General features: G+C 51.1%; 20 protein-coding genes. 5 read left to right on the top strand and 15 right to left on the bottom strand.

All coding sequences use genetic code 11. The features are described from left to right. Positions 1-66: 66 nt before the first annotated feature. On the top strand, positions 67-639 hold the full coding sequence (locus tag F5I99_RS15990; protein ID WP_151057725.1) for an NUDIX hydrolase: 573 nt from the start codon (positions 67-69) through the stop codon (positions 637-639). On the opposite strand, the gene F5I99_RS15995 is transcribed toward F5I99_RS15990, so the two are convergent. The 11 genes from F5I99_RS15995 to grpE all read right to left on the bottom strand — a co-directional run bounded on the left by F5I99_RS15995 (position 633) and on the right by grpE (position 12,815). Further along, complete coding sequence (locus F5I99_RS15995; protein ID WP_151057727.1) at positions 633-2,450, bottom strand: V-type ATP synthase subunit A; 1,818 nt, start codon at positions 2,448-2,450, stop codon at positions 633-635. The two genes, F5I99_RS15990 and F5I99_RS15995, sit on opposite strands and share 7 nt — an antisense overlap. Then, positions 2,447-3,151, bottom strand: a complete 705-nt coding sequence (locus F5I99_RS16000; protein WP_151057729.1) for a DUF2764 family protein — start codon at positions 3,149-3,151, stop codon at positions 2,447-2,449. Before F5I99_RS16000 ends, F5I99_RS15995 begins: the two co-directional genes overlap by 4 nt. A gap of 2 nt (positions 3,152-3,153) precedes the next feature. After that, entirely contained in the window at positions 3,154-3,834 is a 681-nt protein-coding gene (locus tag F5I99_RS16005) for an ATPase (RefSeq protein WP_151057731.1), read from the bottom strand. Between the two features lie 9 nt (positions 3,835-3,843). Then, entirely contained in the window at positions 3,844-4,290 is a 447-nt protein-coding gene (locus tag F5I99_RS16010) for an ATP synthase subunit C (protein WP_036520543.1), read from the bottom strand. After that, entirely contained in the window at positions 4,278-6,056 is a 1,779-nt protein-coding gene (locus F5I99_RS16015) for a V-type ATP synthase subunit I (protein WP_151057733.1), read from the bottom strand. The genes F5I99_RS16010 and F5I99_RS16015 overlap by 13 nt, the downstream gene beginning before the upstream one ends. Next, positions 6,053-6,655: a V-type ATP synthase subunit D gene (locus tag F5I99_RS16020; protein WP_151057735.1), complete on the bottom strand. Its 603-nt coding sequence runs from the start codon at positions 6,653-6,655 to the stop codon at positions 6,053-6,055. The genes F5I99_RS16015 and F5I99_RS16020 overlap by 4 nt, the downstream gene beginning before the upstream one ends. Positions 6,656-6,658: 3 nt before the next feature. After that, entirely contained in the window at positions 6,659-8,023 is a 1,365-nt protein-coding gene (locus F5I99_RS16025; protein ID WP_151057737.1) for a V-type ATP synthase subunit B, read from the bottom strand. A gap of 74 nt (positions 8,024-8,097) precedes the next feature. Continuing rightward, a complete protein-coding gene (gene dapB, locus F5I99_RS16030; protein ID WP_191905876.1) occupies positions 8,098-8,907 on the bottom strand; it encodes a 4-hydroxy-tetrahydrodipicolinate reductase in 810 nt (269 codons plus the stop codon). A gap of 32 nt (positions 8,908-8,939) precedes the next feature. Beyond that, on the bottom strand, positions 8,940-10,073 hold the full coding sequence (dnaJ, locus tag F5I99_RS16035) for a molecular chaperone DnaJ (RefSeq protein WP_151057739.1): 1,134 nt from the start codon (positions 10,071-10,073) through the stop codon (positions 8,940-8,942). A gap of 108 nt (positions 10,074-10,181) precedes the next feature. Further along, complete coding sequence (gene dnaK, locus F5I99_RS16040; RefSeq protein ID WP_151057741.1) at positions 10,182-12,098, bottom strand: molecular chaperone DnaK; 1,917 nt, start codon at positions 12,096-12,098, stop codon at positions 10,182-10,184. A 93-nt stretch (positions 12,099-12,191) separates the two neighbouring features. Then, complete coding sequence (gene grpE / locus F5I99_RS16045) at positions 12,192-12,815, bottom strand: nucleotide exchange factor GrpE (RefSeq protein WP_151057743.1); 624 nt, start codon at positions 12,813-12,815, stop codon at positions 12,192-12,194. A 159-nt stretch (positions 12,816-12,974) separates the two neighbouring features. On the opposite strand from grpE, the gene recN reads away from it, so the two are divergent. After that, positions 12,975-14,639, top strand: coding sequence for a DNA repair protein RecN (gene recN, locus F5I99_RS16050; protein WP_151057745.1), 1,665 nt, complete (start codon positions 12,975-12,977; stop codon positions 14,637-14,639). A 43-nt stretch (positions 14,640-14,682) separates the two neighbouring features. Here the strand turns inward: recN and fur are convergent, their stop codons facing one another. Next, positions 14,683-15,099: a ferric iron uptake transcriptional regulator gene (gene fur, locus F5I99_RS16055; protein WP_151057747.1), complete on the bottom strand. Its 417-nt coding sequence runs from the start codon at positions 15,097-15,099 to the stop codon at positions 14,683-14,685. A gap of 89 nt (positions 15,100-15,188) precedes the next feature. On the opposite strand from fur, the gene F5I99_RS16060 reads away from it, so the two are divergent. Then, the gene (locus F5I99_RS16060) at positions 15,189-15,521 is read left to right on the top strand and encodes an outer membrane protein assembly factor BamE (protein WP_151057750.1); all 333 of its coding nucleotides are present in this window, start codon (positions 15,189-15,191) and stop codon (positions 15,519-15,521) included. Between the two features lie 19 nt (positions 15,522-15,540). On the opposite strand, the gene F5I99_RS16065 is transcribed toward F5I99_RS16060, so the two are convergent. The 3 genes from F5I99_RS16065 to F5I99_RS16075 are packed head-to-tail and all read right to left on the bottom strand — an operon-like array spanning position 15,541 to position 17,668. Further along, the gene (locus tag F5I99_RS16065) at positions 15,541-15,861 is read right to left on the bottom strand and encodes an RnfH family protein (RefSeq protein ID WP_225307442.1); all 321 of its coding nucleotides are present in this window, start codon (positions 15,859-15,861) and stop codon (positions 15,541-15,543) included. Then, a complete protein-coding gene (locus F5I99_RS16070) occupies positions 15,854-16,285 on the bottom strand; it encodes a type II toxin-antitoxin system RatA family toxin (RefSeq protein WP_151057752.1) in 432 nt (143 codons plus the stop codon). Before F5I99_RS16070 ends, F5I99_RS16065 begins: the two co-directional genes overlap by 8 nt. Before the next feature lie 21 nt (positions 16,286-16,306). Continuing rightward, complete coding sequence (locus tag F5I99_RS16075; protein ID WP_151057754.1) at positions 16,307-17,668, bottom strand: sodium-dependent transporter; 1,362 nt, start codon at positions 17,666-17,668, stop codon at positions 16,307-16,309. A 122-nt stretch (positions 17,669-17,790) separates the two neighbouring features. Here F5I99_RS16075 and smpB point away from each other — a divergent pair, with 122 nt between their 5' ends. Both smpB and F5I99_RS16085 read left to right on the top strand, forming a co-directional pair. Continuing rightward, complete coding sequence (gene smpB, locus F5I99_RS16080; RefSeq protein WP_151057756.1) at positions 17,791-18,267, top strand: SsrA-binding protein SmpB; 477 nt, start codon at positions 17,791-17,793, stop codon at positions 18,265-18,267. Positions 18,268-18,386: 119 nt separating this feature from the next. After that, positions 18,387-20,012, top strand: coding sequence for a methyl-accepting chemotaxis protein (locus tag F5I99_RS16085; protein ID WP_151057758.1), 1,626 nt, complete (start codon positions 18,387-18,389; stop codon positions 20,010-20,012). Positions 20,013-20,024: the final 12 nt, after the last annotated feature.

Below are 20,024 nucleotides of genomic sequence, written 5' to 3' on the forward strand. Positions count from 1 at the left end.
AAAACGGGTCGACTAGCCTATCTGCATCTGACTACAATGACCGGGAAGCAACAAGGAACCAGCCCAATGAAATACTGTTCGAATTGTGGTGCGGCGGTTGAGCAAAAAATACCTGCGGGTGATAACCGTCACCGGTATGTGTGTAACGCTTGCCATACCATCCATTACGAAAACCCCTGCATTATTGCAGGCTGCCTGCCGGTCTATCAGGATCAGGTATTGCTGTGCAAGCGCGCTATTGAGCCGCGTTATGGTCTCTGGACCCTGCCTGCCGGATTTATGGAAAATGGTGAGTCAACCGAACAGGCCGCGTTGCGCGAGACACTGGAAGAAGCCAATGCACAGGTAATCATTCGCAGTCTCTACACCATGACGTCCATTTTACATGTTGATCAGGTACAGATGATCTATCTGGCAGATATGCCGGAGCCAAGCTTCAGCATCAGTGATGAATCCCTCGAGGTGGAGCTGTTCCGTGAAGACCAGATACCCTGGGACGCGCTGGCTTTTCCGACAATCACCAACGCGCTGAAGTTTTATTTCAGCGACCGAAAAACCGGTCACTTCCCGCTGCGCCATCTAGCGATGAGTCGCAGCGACGAAGGGGAGCTATGTTGTGAGCTGGGCACCCATCAGTGAGATGGCGCGCCCAGCGCCTCTATCTCCTGCCAATAACGCTGATACTCGGGGCTGTCCTGACGGGTGTAGTTAAGGTTACGGAACAAGCTGGTCAGATGCACAAAGTGTTTGCGCACCGCCTCTTTAGTAGTTAACGCTGGCAAATTTTCCAGACTACGAGTCAACAAACGAAACAAGTCTCGCTGCCGGGCGATCGGCACAGAGATATCCACCGCATCAAAGGCATCCTGCTGCAAATACACCTGATCCAGACACTGAGACTTCTGCCAGAGCATATAATCTTCCAGCGTCACGCCCTCTTCACCGGTCACCTGCATCATCTGCTGTACTTCTTCGCCCTTTCTTAGCAATAGCAGCATCTCACGCACCTGAGGCACCCAGTCTTTATCCATATGTTCAGCAAACCAGGCTTCAAGCTGCTCAAGGTAGCGTGACCAAGAAATCAATGGATCCACTGCAGGGTAAGCACGCTTATAAGCGCGCTCAGCACTCAAACCCAGAAAGGTTTTCACCGTACGCAGGGTAGACTGGGTCACCGGCTCTTCAAAGTTACCACCCGCCGGGGATACTGTGCCAATCAACGTCAGGCTACCCATAGAACCATCGTTGGTACGTATCAGGCCAGCACGTTCATACAGCGCACGAACAGCAGAATCCAGGTAAGCCGGAAACGCTTCTTCACCGGGTATCTCTTCCAAACGACCAGAAGTTTCACGCATGGCCTGAGCCCAGCGTGAGGTGGAATCAGCGATAAGCAGCACGTTATAACCCATCTGACGGTAGTACTCACTAATTGTAATGCCGGTATAGATTGAAGCTTCACGCGCTGCCACCGGCATAGAAGAAGTGTTACAGATGATCACCGTGCGATCCATCAACGTGCCGCCCTTAGGGTCCGGTGTTTTCGGAAATTCAGTGATGGTTTCCACTACTTCACCAGCACGCTCACCACAGGCGACGATAATCACAATATCGACATCCGAATAGCGAGAGATTAAGCTTTGCAGTACCGTTTTACCCGCACCAAACGGGCCAGGTATACAAGCGGTTCCGCCTTTCGCTACCGGGAAAAAGGTATCAATCAAACGGATCGTAGTGAGCATCGGTTCATGTGGGTACATACGTTCACTATAACCGGCTCGCAACAGATCACGATTGACTGGAACACGCACCGGCCAGAACTGCTGCATACACACTTCATGCTCCTGTCCCTGCTGATCACGCAGGCGCACTACCGGTGTGGTGACGGTGAAACTGCCTTCCTGAACCCAGGTGACTTCAGCCTCACCGCGCATATTGAATGGCACCATGATTTTATGGTTGAAACGCCGTTCCTGCACCTTACCGAGCACATCGCCGGCTTTAACCCGGGAACCGATTTTGACCAGGGGCTGAAAAGCCCAGTGCTGCTGCTGATCAATGCCATCAACATCCAGGCCTCGCGGCAAGAAGAAGCCATGCTGCCCTGCAATCAGTTCCAGCGGATTCTGTAAGCCATCATAGATTTGTCCCAATAGTCCAGGTCCCAGGGCAACCGAAAGCAGACGGCTGCTTTGAACTACCACATCGCCAATCGAGACACCACGGGTGTTTTCAAATACCTGTACATCGGCCTCACCGTGACGGACTCGTAGCACCTCAGCCTGTAAGCGTTCCTGACGCCCATCGGCTGGCAACCGGCCAGGGCAGATGTATACCACCTCATTTTTGACCAAAGCGAAAAATTCACCTTCGTCATCTTTCATCAGGCGAATGGTGACTATATCATCGCGTACCCCCGCAACACGTGCGGTTATCGGTGTTCCATTCATGCGTTAAATTCCTCAAACATCTGCTCTAACTGCTGTTGAATACCGCTGCTTTGCATAAGCTCACCGCTCAGGGCCTCAAAGGCCGTCAGTGCCGCATCAGCATCACCACTCAAACGTCGTTCTGCTACTCCCCAGCGCAGTACAAAGCAGATTACGGTTTCCAGAGTGAAGTGATGGCTGCGCTCTGTTGCCAATAGGTCCCGCCACAGATACTGATCCATCCGATTTTGCAGTTCACCGGTGCGCCCTTGCTCAAATAACAACGCCAACTCTTCCAGATAATCGACTTGAGACTCCAGACCAAAATAAGGCTCTTGCCAGTGACGACGAATCCATGGCGCCCAGCGTCCAAACCCATAAAAGTGCTCCGCTGAGGTATCAGGACGCCGCCGGTAGCGCAGCGCTGCCAGTAAAGTCTGCATTTCCAGACGTAAACCTATGTTTGCTCGTAAGGCCTCAGATGGAAAACGGTCTACTTGCTGCTGCCACTGCATCACCCGATTTCGGTCCGGCAGCGATGTATCACCCTTGGCAACCGGGTGATAGAGCTGCTCAGCCAAACGCAACAATTGCAAATCCGCATCGCTGAGCAAGCTCAGGCGCTTTTCCAGCGCAATACGAGACAAGGGCAACTGGGTACACTTCTCCATCTGCTCATGCAGCCAGGGCAGAGCAACTACCAGTGTGTAATAGTCCGCCACCACTAACGGATCACCCCTTCAAGCAAGGCACGAAAACGCGGCTGCAGATGTTTTAGTAATACCTGTGCTATCGCCACCTCAGTCAGATCGATCTCTACGTCTTTACCACTCAAACGTATGCGCAATCCACGGCCGGCATGGGTATCAAAACTGATGCCATCGCGCAGCAACTCGGCCGACAAGGACTGTACAAACTGACTTAAACGCCCCTGACGATACTCATGTGCATTGCGGCGCAGTTCATCTAGTCCGATAAACTCATCCGGCAACATCACTTCCACACTGTGGCCATCAAGATGCGACTGATCCCGGACCTTACCAACCAGCTCCAATATCAGGCGCCGCATAAATTCGGCATTATCCATCTGTTGCTCAACCAGGCGTTCCACCTGATCAGCAAAACTCAGCGCCATACTCTCTTTCAATTCCAGCAGCAGATCACGCGCCGCCATTTTCAGAGCATCCTCACCGGCCTTTCGCGTCTGCTCAGCATCACGCTGCGCCGTCTGGCGGATGGTGTCAGCATCATGGCGTGCGTCTTCAACTATCTGAGCCGCTTTCTGGCGTGCCTCTTGCAGCAGCTTATCGGCTTCGGTACGCCCTTTCTGTACGCCTTGATCGCGCAACTGCTCGATCAGGGCTTCAACACCGGATGAAGGTTGGTGTTTTTCCTGCTGATTCATACGCCACTCCTAAGCAGGGACGCCTGCACTGATGACCAAAGCAAATATAAAGGCAAATACCGCGAAGCCTTCGACAATCGCTGCTGGCGCCAGTGACATCCCGAATATTTCAGGGCGAATTTTAGAAACATTGATAGCCGATGCACAGCTGCGCCCCTGGTATATCGCACTGAACATCAGCGCCAGTCCGCAAAGCAATCCGATACCGGCTAGCCCCGCTGCATTCTCCGGGGTAACATCACGATTCAGCGCAAACATTACCACGATGCCATAAATCGACTGGGAAGACGGCATGGCTGAAATACCAATATAACGTCCATGCCCAGTCTCTGTTTCCAGCAATGCTCCCACTGCCGCCTGACCTGCCAGAGAACAGCCGATCATACTGCCAATTGCTCCCAACGCCATCGGGCCATAAAGCCCCGCCCAACCCAGGGCCATAATCAGGTTGTCCAAGGTGTAACCTCCTGTTTCGAGAAAGGCCGGAAGGCATAGCCTTCATCTGCCAGACTCCAGTTATAAAATTCAATAAGGTTCAGACGCAGCCCGTGGATTACCCCACTGACTACGGTCAATACAAAATTCAGCATATGCCCGGCTAATAAGATCAAAACTTTAAGAAACATGCCGATACCTGGCAAAGCCATCGCCACATCGGTCGATAACTGATTGAAAGTGATCGCCAGGGATGCGCTGGCTAACCCCAGTGCAAACAGGCGCAAGTAGCTCAACACATCACCGAAAATTTTGGTGATATTGGTCAACGCCAGGGTACCCTGCAGCAAGCCGCGTACCTGCCAGCGTTCCTCCTGACCACTCATGCCCAGTACCATTATCAGACCAAGAGCAAAAACCAGCCAATGCAACAGATGAAAGCCCTGCAGCCAACCCAGTAAGGCCGACAGTACCGCCAGCGCCCAGCCTACCGATGCCCAGGCCTGTAATGACTGACGCCGAACCCAGGCCATCATCAGATTGGCCAATAGCAGGTGCAAGGCACCGATACCAATGGATAGCCGCATCATGTAATCAAAGTCATTAATATCAATAACTTTTAACTGCTGCAACCAATCAAAGGGGGCGGGTGCACCGAAATAGCTACCGACAGCGACTCCCCAGACAAAGCTGGCAAGACTCAGTGTCAACCCGAGTGAACGTAAGCGGCGCTGAGTGCGAGTGGCCTGCATCGATTTCCAGTAATAGGCCATAATAGCGCCCAGTAACAGCGCGTAACCCGCATCGGACATGATGATGGCAAAAAAAGCGGTGAAGGAGAAGAACACCACTCTTGAAGGGTCCCAACTGCGGTATCCAGGGGTCTGAAAAAAGCTGACCACTTCCTGACCACCACCCAATTGCTCGCTATTCTCCAGCAATGTCGGGGGCACCTCTTGCCGCTCTGGCTCTTCAATCAACAACACCAACCCCTGGTTTTCAGCGAAGGTCTGTAGCTCATCCAGTTGTGATGCTGCTACCCAGCCTTGCAGCGCAAAAATCTCGCCACAATCGAGGGTTTGATCTGCGACTTCAGATAAAAACGCACTATCCTGGGTAGCTGCAACGCAGCGTTGCAGTTGATAGATCCAACGGGTCAGGGCCTGGCGCTCTGCTTCCGTTGATTCCAGCTCTATCTCAATATCTTCAAGATCCTGCTCTAACTGACTCAGAGGGACATTGCCAGTCAGGGTCCGTGCTACGGGCATACGGTTAGCATCCGGCTCCTGCTCCGACACCACCACTACGTAGGCATGGCGGTTATCCCGGTGAACACAGTGCCAAATCAATCCGGAGCGTTCTACCTGGTGCATCTGGAAGTTTGGCACCAGATAGAACCAAAGTTTCTGGTATGCCAGCGCATCGGGCTCCGGAAAGCTAAAATCACCCCAGGGAGTCAAATCAGCAATACGTTTTTCCAGAAAATCACGACGTGCCATTAAGTCCAGACGTCGAGAACGGCTATGATCAATACGATCCAGCATTTCAACCAGACTGAACTGGCGTGTCCGCACCACCTGTCGGCGCTTTTCACGGCAGCTTAATAAGTACTGTAATGCACGCTTCAAACGCTCGGGGTTCACAGTGTCATCGATTTGCGCAGGTGCCTGCGGATCCTGCAACGGGATGATATGCATCAGCCCCAGTGCCTGCAAGGCATCCAGCATCTGCAGTTTTTCTTCAGCCAAGCCGATTAATGCGGCTTTTTTCAGTTGCAGAATACTCATGAAGGTAACGCCTGACGTTTATTCTTGGCAATCTTTGCACGCACCACACCGGCACGTTCTGCATCAGCCAGTGCAATCCGGATCTTACGGATATTAGTCTGTGCTTTTGGAATCAGAACTTTATCGAACAGATTTAGCCGTTGCGTGGTTTTCTGCAAGCCTTGATTCAGAAGCTCCAGGCGCTTGTTCAGTACCTGGCGCCGGGTTTTGATTTCCACCACTTGTTGTAACTGTGCCGCCAGCTTATCCAGCCAATGCTCCGTACCTAAACAGGAATAGGGGTTAATCACCAGCTCCAGCGAACGCAGTTCCGGTAAACGTATACCCACCAGATTCACTTCTACCAGCTCTATGTGTTTGATCCGAACCAACTCATCGGCACGCCCTTGATAGTTACTCAGCATACGCAGTTGCTGCTTAACACGTGCTTCCACATCCACAAGCTCCTGGTCATGCTCCAGCAACTTTTGTTGTGCTGTCACCCGGGCTGCAAGCAGTTGTTTACGCTTCAAATCCAAAGCCGGTACAAATTTCTGATAGGCTTTGACCTTGCGCCCTTCCTTGTTCAGGGTACTTTTGTTCAGTGCCAGCCGCCCCATGACTTACACTCGTACACTTGCGGTATGCGGAAAATATTTATCTATCAGATCCTGCTTCATCAACAGTTCTTCCGCCTCAAAGCATTCGGCCAAGGTTTTCCAACAAAGATCCAGCGCCTTTTCCAGTGGCAAAGATACCTTAATATCCATAAATCGACGCTGGAACAGATCACCAAAGCGTAACAGGCGCTGATCATATTCCGTCAACTCAAATGACATCGCCTGTTTCTGCTGTGCATCTTGTGCAGAGGCATAAAAACGCACCATAGTGTTCATGATCTGACCATGATCTTCGCGCGTCACCTTACCAATGACATGCTGCTTCAAACGCGACAGAGAGCCAAATGGATCAAGCACGCCATCGTGCAAGTAGAACTGCCCTTCGGTGATATAACCAGTGTTATCCGGCACCGGATGGGTGACATCATCACCAGGCATGGTGGTCACTGAAAGAATCGTAACCGAACCAGCACCCTTATAGTCGCAGGCCTTCTCATAGCGACGTGCCAACTGTGAATAGAGATCACCTATATAACCACGATTGGAAGGCACATGCTCCATCGCCACGCCGACTTCTTTTAAAGCATCGGCATAGGCTGTCATATCGGTAAGCAGTACCAGTACACGCTTACCCTCTTCAACCGCAAAGCGTTCGGCCACCGCCAACGCCATATCCGGCACCAGCAATGCTTCGACCGTGGGATCAGAACCCAGATGCACATACATCACGGTTTTGGCCAGCACGCCGGCTTTTTCAAAAGCAGAACGAAAGAAATGATAGTCATCGAAGATCAGCCCGATACCACCAAATACCACCACATCGGCATCCGCATTAGCGCCGATCTGTGCCAACAATTGGTTATAGGGCTCTCCGGCAACGGAAAAAATGGGGATTTTCTGGCTTTCGACCAACGAGTTAAAGACGTCGATCATGGGTACATCGGTGCGAATCATACGGGAGGCCAGCACCCGGCGTGCCGGGTTAACCGTAGGGCCATCAATTTCGATATGCGGCTCTTCAGTCAGATCCGGACCGGCATCAATAGGTACACCAGCACCAGAAAATACCCGACCAAGGATATTGGTAGAAAAAGCCACCTGCATCGAGTGCCCGAGAAAACGGATGGTCGCTTTAGTTGATAGGCCTTTGGTACCGGAAAACACCTGCAGTGATACCGTATCACTACCCAGCTCAATCACCTGAGCGAGACAAGGTAGCTGTGAAGGATCCAGCGGGTTTTCAATCAGTGCCAGATCACCAAACCCCACACTGCCGGTTTTATCCCGATCAGGTTCCGGCACATAAACTTTGACCAGATCACCCACAATTTCAAGAATTTTCGAGTAACACAAAAGCAACTGGGACACGACACACTTCCTGTATAGATGACACAAGAAGATTAAGCCATGCTTAGGTTACATTTACAATACAAACCCCTAAGTTACTTAAGGCTAAGTACATCCTGCATATCATATAGACCACGGGGTTTAGCCGCTAACCACACCGCCGCACGCACAGCGCCCTTGGCAAAAGTCATGCGACTGGAAGCTTTATGGGTAATTTCGATACGCTCACCTTCAGTAGCAAACAGCACGGTATGATCACCCACCACATCACCGGCACGAATGGTTTCAAAGCCGATCTCTTTAGCTGTACGCGGGCCAGTCTGGCCCTCACGCCCATACACTGCACAGGTTTTAAGGTCACGCCCCAACGTATCAGCCAGAACTTCACCCATACGCAAGGCGGTACCCGAAGGCGCATCGACCTTATGACGGTGGTGCGCTTCAATCACTTCAATATCGTAACCACCATCATCGCCCAGCGCTTTAGCCGCTACTTCCAGCAGTTTAAAGCACAGGTTAACGCCAACGCTCATATTGGGTGCAAACACGATAGCAATCTGCTCAGCCGCCTGTTGCAAGCACGCTTTTTGCGCCTCATCCAGCCCGGTAGTGCCGACTACCAGTTGCTTGCCCTGTGCTTGACAAAACGCCAGATTCTGCATGGTCACCTGGGGGGCGGTAAAATCAATCAACAGATCAAAATCGTCCTTAACCTCAGCCAGTGAACCACTCAGTTTCACACCCAGCTTGCCTAGCCCGGCCAGCTCACCTACATCGACGCCCACCAGCGAACTACCAGGTTCAACGATAGCGGCGGTAAGCAATGCACCTTCAGCTTGCTGCACTGCCTCTATCAGGGTTTTACCCATGCGGCCAGCCGCACCAGTCACTGCTATTCTGATCATTACCTTACCTACCCAAACCAGCCGACCTTGAATCAGGTCATATCTTCAAAAAACTTCTTCACTGAATCGAAGAAACCATGACGTTTAGGGCTGTGCTTGTGCTTACCCTCTTCAGTGGCATCCTGAAACTCACGTAGAAGCTCTTTCTGACGATGGTTCAAACTAACCGGAGTTTCCACGATCACCTTAACCATCAGATCACCGACACCACCACCGCGAACCGGGGTGATACCTTTGCCTCGCAAGCGAAACAGTTTGCCTGACTGGGTTTCGGCTGGCACTTTGAGTTTCACGCGCCCTTCCAGGGTCGGCACATCCAATTCGCCCCCAAGCGCCGCATCCACAAAACTGATGGGTACTTCGCAATACAGGTGTTTACCATCGCGCTGAAAGATCGGGTGTTCACGGACACTGACCTGCACATACAGATCACCAGCCGGTCCACCATTGGCACCGGCTTCACCTTCACCCGACAAGCGGATACGGTCACCGGTATCCACACCTGCCGGAATTTTAACCTGCAGAGTTTTAACCTTTTCAACACGCCCTTGTCCATGACAGCTACCACAGGGATCAGAGATCACCTTGCCACTGCCGTGACAGGAAGGACAGGTCTGCTGTACTGAGAAAAAGCCCTGTTGCATTCTCACCTGACCAATACCACCACAAGTACCACAGGTTTTGGCACTGGTTCCAGGTTTGGCACCGCTACCATGGCAGGTCTCGCAACTTACCAGAGTAGGCACACGCAGACTTTTTTCACAGCCACGCACCGCTTCTTCCAGGGTTAGATCCAGGTTGTAGCGCAGATCGGCACCGCGCTGCACACTGCTACGACGCTGACCACCACCGCCGCCAAAGATATCCCCGAATACATCACCAAAGATGTCGGAGAAATTACCCTCGAAGCCGCCGTGGAAGCCTCCGCCCCCCCCTTGCCCATCAACTCCGGCATGACCAAACTGATCATACGCAGCTTTTTTCTGGGCATCAGACAGCACTTCGTAAGCTTCGCTGAACTCTTTGAATTTATTTTCCGCATCCTTATCATCCGGATTACGGTCCGGGTGATACTTCATCGCCAAGCGACGGTAGGCTTTTTTAATGTCGAGGTCTGAGGCATCGCGCGGGACACCCAGTAGTTCGTAATAGTCTTTTTTTGACATAGTCCGAATCTGATCCGGTTAACGATGACTCCTGCGGGAGCCGGACACGACAACGCGGGCTGGTGCCCGCGTCGCCTTCATTTCAGTAGTTCATGCAGGCATGAAGGATTACTTTTTGTCATCCTTCACTTCTTCAAACTCAGCATCCACTACATCTTCTGCGGGTTTTTCTTCGCTCTGACCGGCTTCACCCTGTTCAGCGGCGGCAGCATCAGCATACATCTTCTGCGCCACACCAGACACGGCTTCGGTCAGTGCTTCTGTTTTGCTTTCGATCGCCGCTTTGTCATCACCTTTGAGCGCTTCTTCCAGCTCAGTGATAGCTGCTTCAATCTTGGTTTTTTCGTCTTCGGTCACTTTGTCAGCCGCATCTTTCAGCGTCTTCTTGGCGGTGTGTACCATGGCATCGCCCTGGTTACGCGCCTGTGACAGCTCTTCGAACTTGCGATCTTCATCCGCATGGGCTTCAGCATCACGTACCATCTGTTCGACTTCTTCATCGCTTAAGCCAGAAGAAGCTTTAATCACAATAGACTGCTGCTTGCCGGTCGCTTTGTCTTTAGCAGACACATTCAGGATACCGTTGGCGTCGATATCAAAAGTGACTTCAACCTGAGGAACACCCCGTGGTGCCGGTGGAATATCCGCCAGATCAAAACGTCCCAGTGACTTGTTCTGATTCGCCTGCTTACGCTCACCCTGTACCACGTGAATGGTTACAGCGGTCTGGTTGTCATCAGCCGTTGAGAACACCTGTGATTTCTTGGTTGGAATCGTGGTGTTCTTATCAATCAGCGGTGTAGCCACACCCCCCATGGTCTCAATACCCAGTGTCAGCGGGGTAACGTCCAATAACAGCACGTCTTTCACATCACCTGACAATACCGCACCCTGAATCGCTGCACCAATTGCCACAGCTTCGTCCGGGTTAACATCTTTACGCGGCTCTTTACCAAAGAATTCAGTGACACGTTTCTGCACTAACGGCATACGTGTCTGACCACCGACCAGAATCACTTCATCCACTTCAGAGGTGGATAGACCCGCATCTTTCAGTGCGATCTTGCAAGGCTCCAGTGAGCGTTCAACCAGCTCTTCAACCAGCGACTCCAGTTTGGCCCGGGTCAGCTTGACGTTCAAGTGTTTAGGACCGGATGCATCAGCGGTGATGTACGGCAGGTTAACATCAGTCTGCTGTGAAGAAGACAACTCAACCTTGGCTTTTTCAGCGGCTTCTTTCAGGCGCTGCAGTGCCAATGGATCATTATGCAGATCAATCCCTGAGTCTTTCTTAAACTGATCCGCCAGATAGTTGATGATCGACAGGTCGAAATCCTCACCACCCAGGAAGGTATCACCGTTAGTCGCCAGCACTTCAAACTGGTGCTCACCATCTACATCAGCAATTTCAATGATAGATACGTCAAAGGTACCACCACCCAAATCGTAAACGGCGATGGTTTTATCACCCTTGGACTGGTCCATACCGTAAGCCAGCGCCGCAGCTGTCGGCTCGTTGATAATACGTTTAACTTCAAGACCGGCGATTTTACCGGCATCTTTAGTCGCCTGACGCTGCGAGTCATTGAAATAAGCAGGCACGGTAATAACGGCTGCAGTTACCGGTTCACCCAGGTAATCTTCAGCGGTTTTCTTCATTTTTTTCAGCACTTCAGCTGACACCTGTGGTGGTGCCATTTTATTGTCGCGCACCTGAACCCAGGCATCGCCATTATCGGCCTTAATGATTTTGTAAGGCACCATCTTGATGTCTTTCTGAACCACATCGTCTTCAAAACGACGACCGATCAGGCGCTTGATAGCAAACAGGGTGTTATCCGGGTTGGTCACAGCCTGACGCTTAGCTGACTGCCCTACCAGGGTTTCACCATCATTGGTAAATGCAATGATGGATGGAGTGGTACGATCGCCTTCGGCGTTTTCAATGACTCGGGTCTTGTCACCATCCAGAATGGCCACACAAGAGTTAGTTGTACCCAGGTCAATACCAATAATTCTTCCCATTTTACTCTCCGTAATCTTTACCGCTCTGCGGTGTGAATTCTGTAATTTACCGATGCAACCTATATGGGGCTGCCTAAGGTTATTTCAAGTATTTTATGCTTTAGCAACCATGACCATGGCCGGACGCACCAGACGACCATTCAGGGTGTAGCCCTTCTGCATCACCCCCACCACGGTGTTGGGCTCAGCATCCGGCGCATCGACCATAGACATCGCCTGGTGCAACGCCGGATCGAAGGCCTGCCCAGTTGGATCAACTGACGTCAGATTGAACTTGGCCAAACTATTGATAAAAAGATCCAGTGTCATTTGCGCGCCTTCACGTAAGGCTTTAGTTGCCTCATCATCCACAGGACAGGCATCTACGGTACGTTCAAGACTATCTATAACCGGCAGCAGCTCCTGAGCAAACTTATCCAGCGCAAATTTATGCGCCTTCTCGACATCCTGTTCGGCACGCCGACGCACATTCTGTATTTCGGCCTGCGCACGCAACTGGGTATCCTGCACATCCTGCTTCAGACGTTCAATTTCATCACGCGCCAACGCCAGGTCACTCTGCTGTGCATCATTCGCTTGCTGAGTCTGGCCGCTTTCATCAATCACGCCCTCAACCACGTCGGCAGACGCACTGTCAGGAGCTACCTCACCTGCGGACTGAACCTCCTCAGTGACATCAAGTGCTTCATCCGACGGTTTCTGCTGATCATTAGCCATCCACTCTCTCCTGTCATGTTTCTAAATCTTGAGACTGACAGATTAATGGGGCCAAAAAAAACGGATTCAACCGGTATCAACTATCTTTTCAACATCACTTGCAGACAGCGCAAAAATACCTTATACATACCACTGTATAAATAACCATGTATGACAACTATGCTCACACACTTATTGATCAAAAACTTTGCCCTTGTTGACCTGCTGGAACTGGAGCTGAAAGATGGCATGACTGTCATCAGCGGCGAAACCGGTGCAGGCAAATCGATCATGCTGGACGCTCTCGGCCTGACGCTTGGTGATCGCGCCGACAGCGATACCGTCAGAGACGGCGAGGAGCGTGCTGAAATTACCGCCAGCTTTGATCTCCGCGCAATTCCTGATGCTCTGACCTGGCTCAAAGCACAAGATCTGGAACAAGAACAGGAATGCCAGATCCGCCGCATTATCACCCGGGAAGGGCGCAGTCGCAGCTATATTAATGGCCAACCCGCTCCACTCAATCAGTTGCGTGAGCTGGGTCAGCTATTAGTCGACATCCATGGTCAGCATGAACACCAGCGGCTGCTGCACCGTGAATATCATCGCGTACTGCTGGATGACTATGCGCAACAAGCCACCTTAGCAGAGCAGGTTCGCCAGCAACACAGCCACTGGCAGAAGCTCAGCCAATCCCTGCGACAATTGACTGACGACAGTGCCGAGAAAACCGCACGAACACAATTACTCAGCTATCAACTGGAAGAACTGGCACAACTGGATCTACAGCCAGACGAACTGACCGAACTGGAGAACGAACAGAAAACGCTGGAAAATGCTGGCCATCTACTGCAAACAGGCCACCAGTTGATAGAGATCACTTCTGAGGGCGAAGAGCAGAACTGCGTCAACCTGCTTAACCAGTGCCAACACCTGTTACAGCAACTGGCCGTCAATACACCCACACTCACTCAGGTGAGCGAGATGCTTAACAATGCCCAGATTCAGATAGAAGAAGCCAGCCACGAATTGCGCCACTACCTGGATCACATTGAGATAAGTCCAGAGCGCCTACAAACCGTCGAGGAACGCCTCACCGCTATTTTTGATATAGCGCGCAAACACCGCATTCAGCCGCAGCAATTACCGACTTTGCAAGCTGAGTTGCAAGCGGAAATGGACAGTCTGCACCGCTCAGACGAAGCTCTGGACCAGCTTCACCAGGATGTCCAGGCAGCCAGAGAAAACTACATTGAAATGGCAACACGCTTGAGCAAGGCGCGTACACGGCATTCCAGCAAGCTCAGCAAAGCCGTAGATATGCAACTACACAGCCTGGGCATGACGGCCGCTCACTTCAACGTCAGTCTAAACGCGCTAGCAGAAACCAAATGGAATGCGAATGGCATGGAAGAGGTAGAGTTTTTGATCGCCGCCAATCCAGGGCAGACTGCCCGTCCCTTGGCCAAGGTAGCCTCTGGGGGCGAACTGTCACGCATCAGCCTGGCAATACAGGTCATTACTGCACAAACATCCAGCACACCCACACTGGTGTTCGATGAAGTGGATGTAGGTATCGGTGGTGCCATTGCCGAAGTGGTGGGACGTTTATTGCGGGAGCTTGGCGAGCGCACACAAATCCTCTGCGTCACCCATCAACCGCAAGTAGCCTCTCAGGGCAATCAACATTTGTTTGTCAGCAAAGCCAACCAGAAGCAAAAAACGCGCACGCAAATCACCCAACTTGAGCCAGAGGCGCGCCTACAGGAAATTGCCCGCATGCTGGGTGGTATACAGGTGACCGATGCAACGTTAACACACGCCAGAGAGATGCTGGAGGGATGACAGCAGCCCCGGACTCACCGGCTGGCTGCCCAAGACAACAAACTCAGAGCTTATCTTTAAACTGACCGTACAAATACAGGGTGCGGTCGGCGATAACGAAGCCATTCTTTTCAGCAATCTCGTCCAGTAACTCACTCAAACGCGGATCAGTGAACTCACATACACGGCCGGTTTTTACACACACCATATGATCATGCTCATCTTCACGCGCTAGCTCAAATACTGAGTGACCACCTTCAAAGTGGTGACGTGACACCAGACCAGCCGATTCAAATTGCGTTAACACTCGATACACTGTTGCCAGCCCGACATCTTCTCCGGACTCCATCAACAATTTATAAATATCTTCTGCACTGAAATGCTCTCCCTCGCCTGCTCTTTCCAGCAACTGATATATTTTCACCCTCGGCAAGGTCACTTTAAGTCCTGCTTTCCGGAGTTCTTGATTCTCTAAAGCCATAATCTATCTCTATTTGCTATGCGGTTTGGGATCTGCAGTGGTAGACTTCATTATCAATGTTTACGCGACAAAGTGGAAGTTATTTACAGATGCGAAAGATTTTGATCGTTCTAATGGCCAGTTTTTTTATTTCCGGCTGTTTCCCCGGTGTCCATAAAATAGACATACCTCAAGGTAATGTCGTCACTCAGGACATGATAGACCAATTACGTCCGGGCATGACACCCAGCCAGGTCCGTTTTATTATGGGAACCCCGCTGATCACCGACACCTTCTCAGATGAACGCTGGGACTACCTGTACAGTTTTCAGGAGGGCGGAAAGCAACGCACTCAAGAGCGCATCTCCCTGTACTTCACTCAGGGCAAGCTCAGTCGCTTTAGCGGTGATTTCAAACCCACAGCAGCCACACCATCAGAATAAATCAAGCAAACAAAGGCCTTCAGGCTTCAGCCTTGGCCTTTGCTGCTTTTTCGGCGGCCTTTCTCGCCCGTATCTCTTTCGGGTCGGCCAGTAACGGACGATAAATTTCAACACGATCCCCGGCGCGCAACTCGGTGGAATGTGGGTCCTTGACTGCTTTACCAAAAATGCCTACCGGATCCTTGTCAGGGTCAATATCGGAAAAATATTCGTTCATACGTGACAGTACAACAGCTTCGTGCACAGTCGTTCCTTCGTGCACATTTAACGCAATAATTTTTTGCTCATCAGGTAAAGCATAAGCCACTTCGACCGGAATCATATCATCACCCTCAGCCATAGAGTTTATCCGCCCGTTCTACAAACACATCCACCATGGTGGTCGCCACAGATTTAAACACCTTATTCAACGCCATACTGGCTAGCTTGCCAGAAAAATCATAACGCATCACAAACTCAACTTTACAGGCATCATCACTTAACGGCGTAATATTCCAGACTGCACTAAACGTTGTAAAAGGCCCCTCAACCAAGGTCATATCCATAAACACCGGGCGTCGCTTACGGTTACGCGTAGTAAAACTATAGTGTAATCCAGCTTTGGCAACATGCAAGGTAGCCTGTATTTCATCTTCTGATTCAGCAATCACCAGGGCTTTGGAACACCAGGGCACAAAATCAGGATAGCGACCAACATCATTGATCAGGTCAAACATCTGCTCGGCCGTGTGCAGCACCAGAGCACTTTTATGGATTTCGGTCATACGGCTCCTGCCCGGTTAAGATCAAAAGGACACATTATACAGGTTTGTCACAAAAATAAGTCCGATAGCCAGTGGGGCCAGGTAACGTAAACAAAAACGCCACAAATAATACAACACCAGTGACTGACTCAATTCATCCTGGGTAATTCGGCGACACAACACCCAACCTGTGAACAGGGTAATCACCAGACCCACTAACGGCAGCAGTAGATAAGTAGTTACAAAGTTCAGTAATTCAAACAAGTTCATTTCAAGCAGCGTTATTCCAGAAAAATGACTGAAGGAAAACAGCACCGCCAGGCTTAGCAACCACGCCAGCCCCACACTACCCAGTGCAGCCGCTGGTCTTTTTAGCCCATAGCGCTGCTCCAACAGAACTGTCGCCGGCTCCATCAAAGATATGGCTGACGTGACTGCTGCAACCCCCACCAACAGGAAGAAAATCACACACAACACCTGCCCGGCATCCATCTGCCCAAACGCTACCGGTAAGGTGATAAATAACAGGCCTGGTCCCGACGACGGCTCCATCTGAGCCGCAAAAATTATTGGAAATACAACCATACCCACCAACAGTGCCAACACAGTATCCAGCATGCCAACACAGGCTACTGTCTGCCCGATAGATTCTTTCCTGCTCAGATAGGCCCCATAGGTCATCACGGCTCCCATACCTAATGACAGGGTAAAAAAAGCATGCCCCAGCGCGGCAATAAACATACTGGCATCCACCCGGCCAGGGTGAAATGCAAACAGATAATAGTATGCCCGCATGAAGTGACCGGAGTTATAGGCATAGACCAACAGAATTAGCAGTAACAGAAACAGCAAGGGCATCAGATAACGGATAGCACGGTCCAGCCCTCGGCGTACACCCGCCGCCAGTATCCCCAATATCAGCAACATAAATAGGCTGTGACTCATAAGCAGAGAACCGGGATCTTTTAGCATGGCGCCAAAATACTCCCCCGCCTGATCAACGCCAATATCAGCCAACAACCCGGTCGACAGGGAGAATACATAGTAAAATATCCATGCAGCAACCACTGCATAGAACGAAAAAATCAACACACCCGTCAATATAGCCAACCAGCCAATCCAGACCCAGCGTGGTGAAGCTCCCGCCTCTTCACTCAAATGCTGAAACGCTTGCACCGGATTACTGCGGGTTCGGCGACCCAGCAGCACCTCGGCCATCATAATCGGCACACCCACCAGCAGCACGCAAAACAGGTAGACTAATAAAAAAGTACCGCCGCCCTGCTCACCCGTCAGATAGGGGAATTTCCAGATATTTCCCAACCCCGCCGATGAGCCCAGCAGCGCCAGAATAAAGACACTGCGATGAGACCATAACTCCTCAGCTTTTTTACCTGTATGCATAAATACACTTCCTGATTTACGCTCAGCCATCGGTATGAAGTTTCTAACCTGAACGTATCAGCTATATGAAAGCTCAAGTAAAACAGCTTTCAAAGCCTCTGTCTCGTCTATATAATTCGCACATGTCAAAAAAGAAAGCAAAACCGACCAGCTCAACTATCTGCCAGAACAAAAAGGCACGCCATGAATACAGCATTGAACAGAAGTTCGAGGCTGGCGTAGCGCTGTCCGGATGGGAGGTAAAAAGCCTGCGTGCTGGCCGAGCACAACTGGTTGATTCCTATGTTGTCCTCAAAGATGATGAAGCCTGGCTGGTAGGCGCTCATTTCACTCCGATCATTTCCACCTGCACTCACGTTCTGGCTGACCCTCGCCGTGACCGCAAACTACTGTTGCACAGACGTGAAATCGACAGGCTCATGGGCGCGACTCAAGCCAAAGGCTACACCTGCGTGGCACTGGCACTCTACTGGAAACAAGGGCGAGTCAAGTGCGAAATCGCACTGGTCAAGGGTAAAAAACAACACGACAAACGTGCGGCAGAAAAAGAGAAAGACTGGGCACGACAGAAACAGCGCATCATGGCCGCACCGGCCTGATTGCAACAATAACCCTACTTTTTTGCATCAATTCTACGACTAAAGACTCGTAAGCTTGTAGTAAAGGCACAAATCAGCATAATAAAAGTAACCCAATATAATAATATTAAGGTGCCATTATGCTGACTCAGCTGAACGTAGTAACTCGACTGATCATTCTCAGCGTTTTCCCAATACTCGTAATCATTGCAAGTTTCACTTTAGCAGTGAACGACATGCGCCTGCTTAATCAGAATACACACAGCCTCTTTGAGAATGCCGTCGTTCCCCTTCGCCAGTTAAAAATAACATCCGATGCTTTTGCCGTTACCGGAGCCGATGCTTTTCAGAAATTTCGCGCGGGCGTTATTCTGGAACCTGAATTGCGTGCCGAAATTGAAGCTGCCGAAAAAGAAGGCCAGGAAGCCTGGGCACTGTTTCTTGAAAGCGAGATGAGTGACGCTGAACAAGCGCTCGTCAGCCAAACCGAAACACATCTGCAAACAGTATTGAATACACAGAATGATTTTCTGGAAAAGGCCGCCTCAGGCCACCTGCGCCTAATGGCCTTACCCACCTTCAATACCAGCCTGTTTGGCGCCTATGACCCCCTATCAGAAACATTAAACGAACTGATCGATTATCAGCTGAATGCAGCCGCTACCCTCCGGGACCAGGCAGATGCCCAGTATCAGAATGATCGCAATATGCTTTTCATTGTCGGAATTCTGGCCGTTGTTATTTCCAGCTTACTGGCTTGGCGCATCTCCCTCTCCATACAGCGACCTATCCGAAAACTGGTTGATGTCGTCAGTGAAATAGGCACGAATTCAAACCTGACCCTACGTGCTCCTGTGGAAGGCAAAGACGAACTGGCAAAATTAGGCACCCAGTTCAACACCATGATGGCTCACTTCCAACAACTGATCCGCAATCTGGGTAATGCTACCGATCAGTTAGCAGCGGCCGCTGAAGAGATGAGCGCCATCAGCACCCAGGTCAGTGGCGGAGCCCGTAACCAGGAGCAACAAACCACCATGATTGCGACAGCCATCAATGAAATGACGGCCGCTATTGCTGAAGTCGCCACCAATGCACAGAATGCATCTACCTCAGCCGAACAGGCTAATGAGCTATCTACTGCAGGTATGGAGCGCTCAAGCCAGACGCGCACAGCCATTGAGTCGCTAGCCAGCAGCATTGAAAGCTCCGCTGAGCGCATTGGCAATTTGAATGAACAGGCTGACAAAATAACCGAAGTACTGGATGTCATCGAATCCATTGCCGAACAAACCAACTTACTGGCCCTTAATGCGGCGATAGAGGCAGCTCGAGCTGGCGATGCGGGCCGTGGTTTTGCCGTAGTCGCCGACGAAGTACGCAACCTGGCAGGCAACACCCAGCAATCTACTGAACGCATCCAGAAAAGCATCAGCGATCTGCAAAGCGTTGCCAAGGAGTCCGTCAAAGAGATGCAGAAATCCACCCAAGCTGCTCGTGATGGCGTGGATAATGCACGTGCCAATGGCGAAACCTTCGAGGCCATGAGCGCCGCCGTCAGCACCATTCTTGACATGAACGTACAGATATCCTCAGCGACGGAAGAACAAACCGCCGTAGCCAATGATATCAATCAGAATGTCCACAACGTAGCGCAGATTGTCAGCGAAGTGGTTAGTGGCGCCGATCAGACCGCCGAAGCCAGCCAGCAGCTGGCCGAACTTGCCCAGCGTCTGAAAGCCGAAGTCGAGCAGTTCAAAGTATAAAAACAGCAGGCA

The organism is Nitrincola iocasae (assembly GCF_008727795.1).
GTDB classification, from domain to species: Bacteria; Pseudomonadota; Gammaproteobacteria; order Pseudomonadales; family Balneatricaceae; genus Nitrincola; species Nitrincola iocasae.

What these genes read in the sequence shown, in the direction of transcription:
- F5I99_RS16015 (WP_151057733.1), bottom strand. Translation starts at nt 6,056, where the DNA reads ATGAGTATTCTGCAACTGAAAAAAGCCGCATTAATCGGCTTGGCTGAA.
- fur (WP_151057747.1), bottom strand. Translation starts at nt 15,099, where the DNA reads ATGGCTTTAGAGAATCAAGAACTCCGGAAAGCAGGACTTAAAGTGACC.
- dnaK (WP_151057741.1), bottom strand. Translation starts at nt 12,098, where the DNA reads ATGGGAAGAATTATTGGTATTGACCTGGGTACAACTAACTCTTGTGTG.
- smpB (WP_151057756.1), top strand. Translation starts at nt 17,791, where the DNA reads ATGTCAAAAAAGAAAGCAAAACCGACCAGCTCAACTATCTGCCAGAAC.
- dapB (WP_191905876.1), bottom strand. Translation starts at nt 8,907, where the DNA reads ATGATCAGAATAGCAGTGACTGGTGCGGCTGGCCGCATGGGTAAAACC.
- F5I99_RS16065 (WP_225307442.1), bottom strand. Translation starts at nt 15,861, where the DNA reads ATGGCTGAGGGTGATGATATGATTCCGGTCGAAGTGGCTTATGCTTTA.
- F5I99_RS16005 (WP_151057731.1), bottom strand. Translation starts at nt 3,834, where the DNA reads ATGAATCAGCAGGAAAAACACCAACCTTCATCCGGTGTTGAAGCCCTG.
- F5I99_RS16020 (WP_151057735.1), bottom strand. Translation starts at nt 6,655, where the DNA reads ATGGGGCGGCTGGCACTGAACAAAAGTACCCTGAACAAGGAAGGGCGC.
- F5I99_RS15990 (WP_151057725.1), top strand. Translation starts at nt 67, where the DNA reads ATGAAATACTGTTCGAATTGTGGTGCGGCGGTTGAGCAAAAAATACCT.
- dnaJ (WP_151057739.1), bottom strand. Translation starts at nt 10,073, where the DNA reads ATGTCAAAAAAAGACTATTACGAACTACTGGGTGTCCCGCGCGATGCC.
- recN (WP_151057745.1), top strand. Translation starts at nt 12,975, where the DNA reads ATGCTCACACACTTATTGATCAAAAACTTTGCCCTTGTTGACCTGCTG.
- F5I99_RS16075 (WP_151057754.1), bottom strand. Translation starts at nt 17,668, where the DNA reads ATGCATACAGGTAAAAAAGCTGAGGAGTTATGGTCTCATCGCAGTGTC.
- F5I99_RS16060 (WP_151057750.1), top strand. Translation starts at nt 15,189, where the DNA reads ATGCGAAAGATTTTGATCGTTCTAATGGCCAGTTTTTTTATTTCCGGC.
- F5I99_RS16070 (WP_151057752.1), bottom strand. Translation starts at nt 16,285, where the DNA reads ATGACCGAAATCCATAAAAGTGCTCTGGTGCTGCACACGGCCGAGCAG.
- F5I99_RS16085 (WP_151057758.1), top strand. Translation starts at nt 18,387, where the DNA reads ATGCTGACTCAGCTGAACGTAGTAACTCGACTGATCATTCTCAGCGTT.
- grpE (WP_151057743.1), bottom strand. Translation starts at nt 12,815, where the DNA reads ATGGCTAATGATCAGCAGAAACCGTCGGATGAAGCACTTGATGTCACT.
- F5I99_RS15995 (WP_151057727.1), bottom strand. Translation starts at nt 2,450, where the DNA reads ATGAATGGAACACCGATAACCGCACGTGTTGCGGGGGTACGCGATGAT.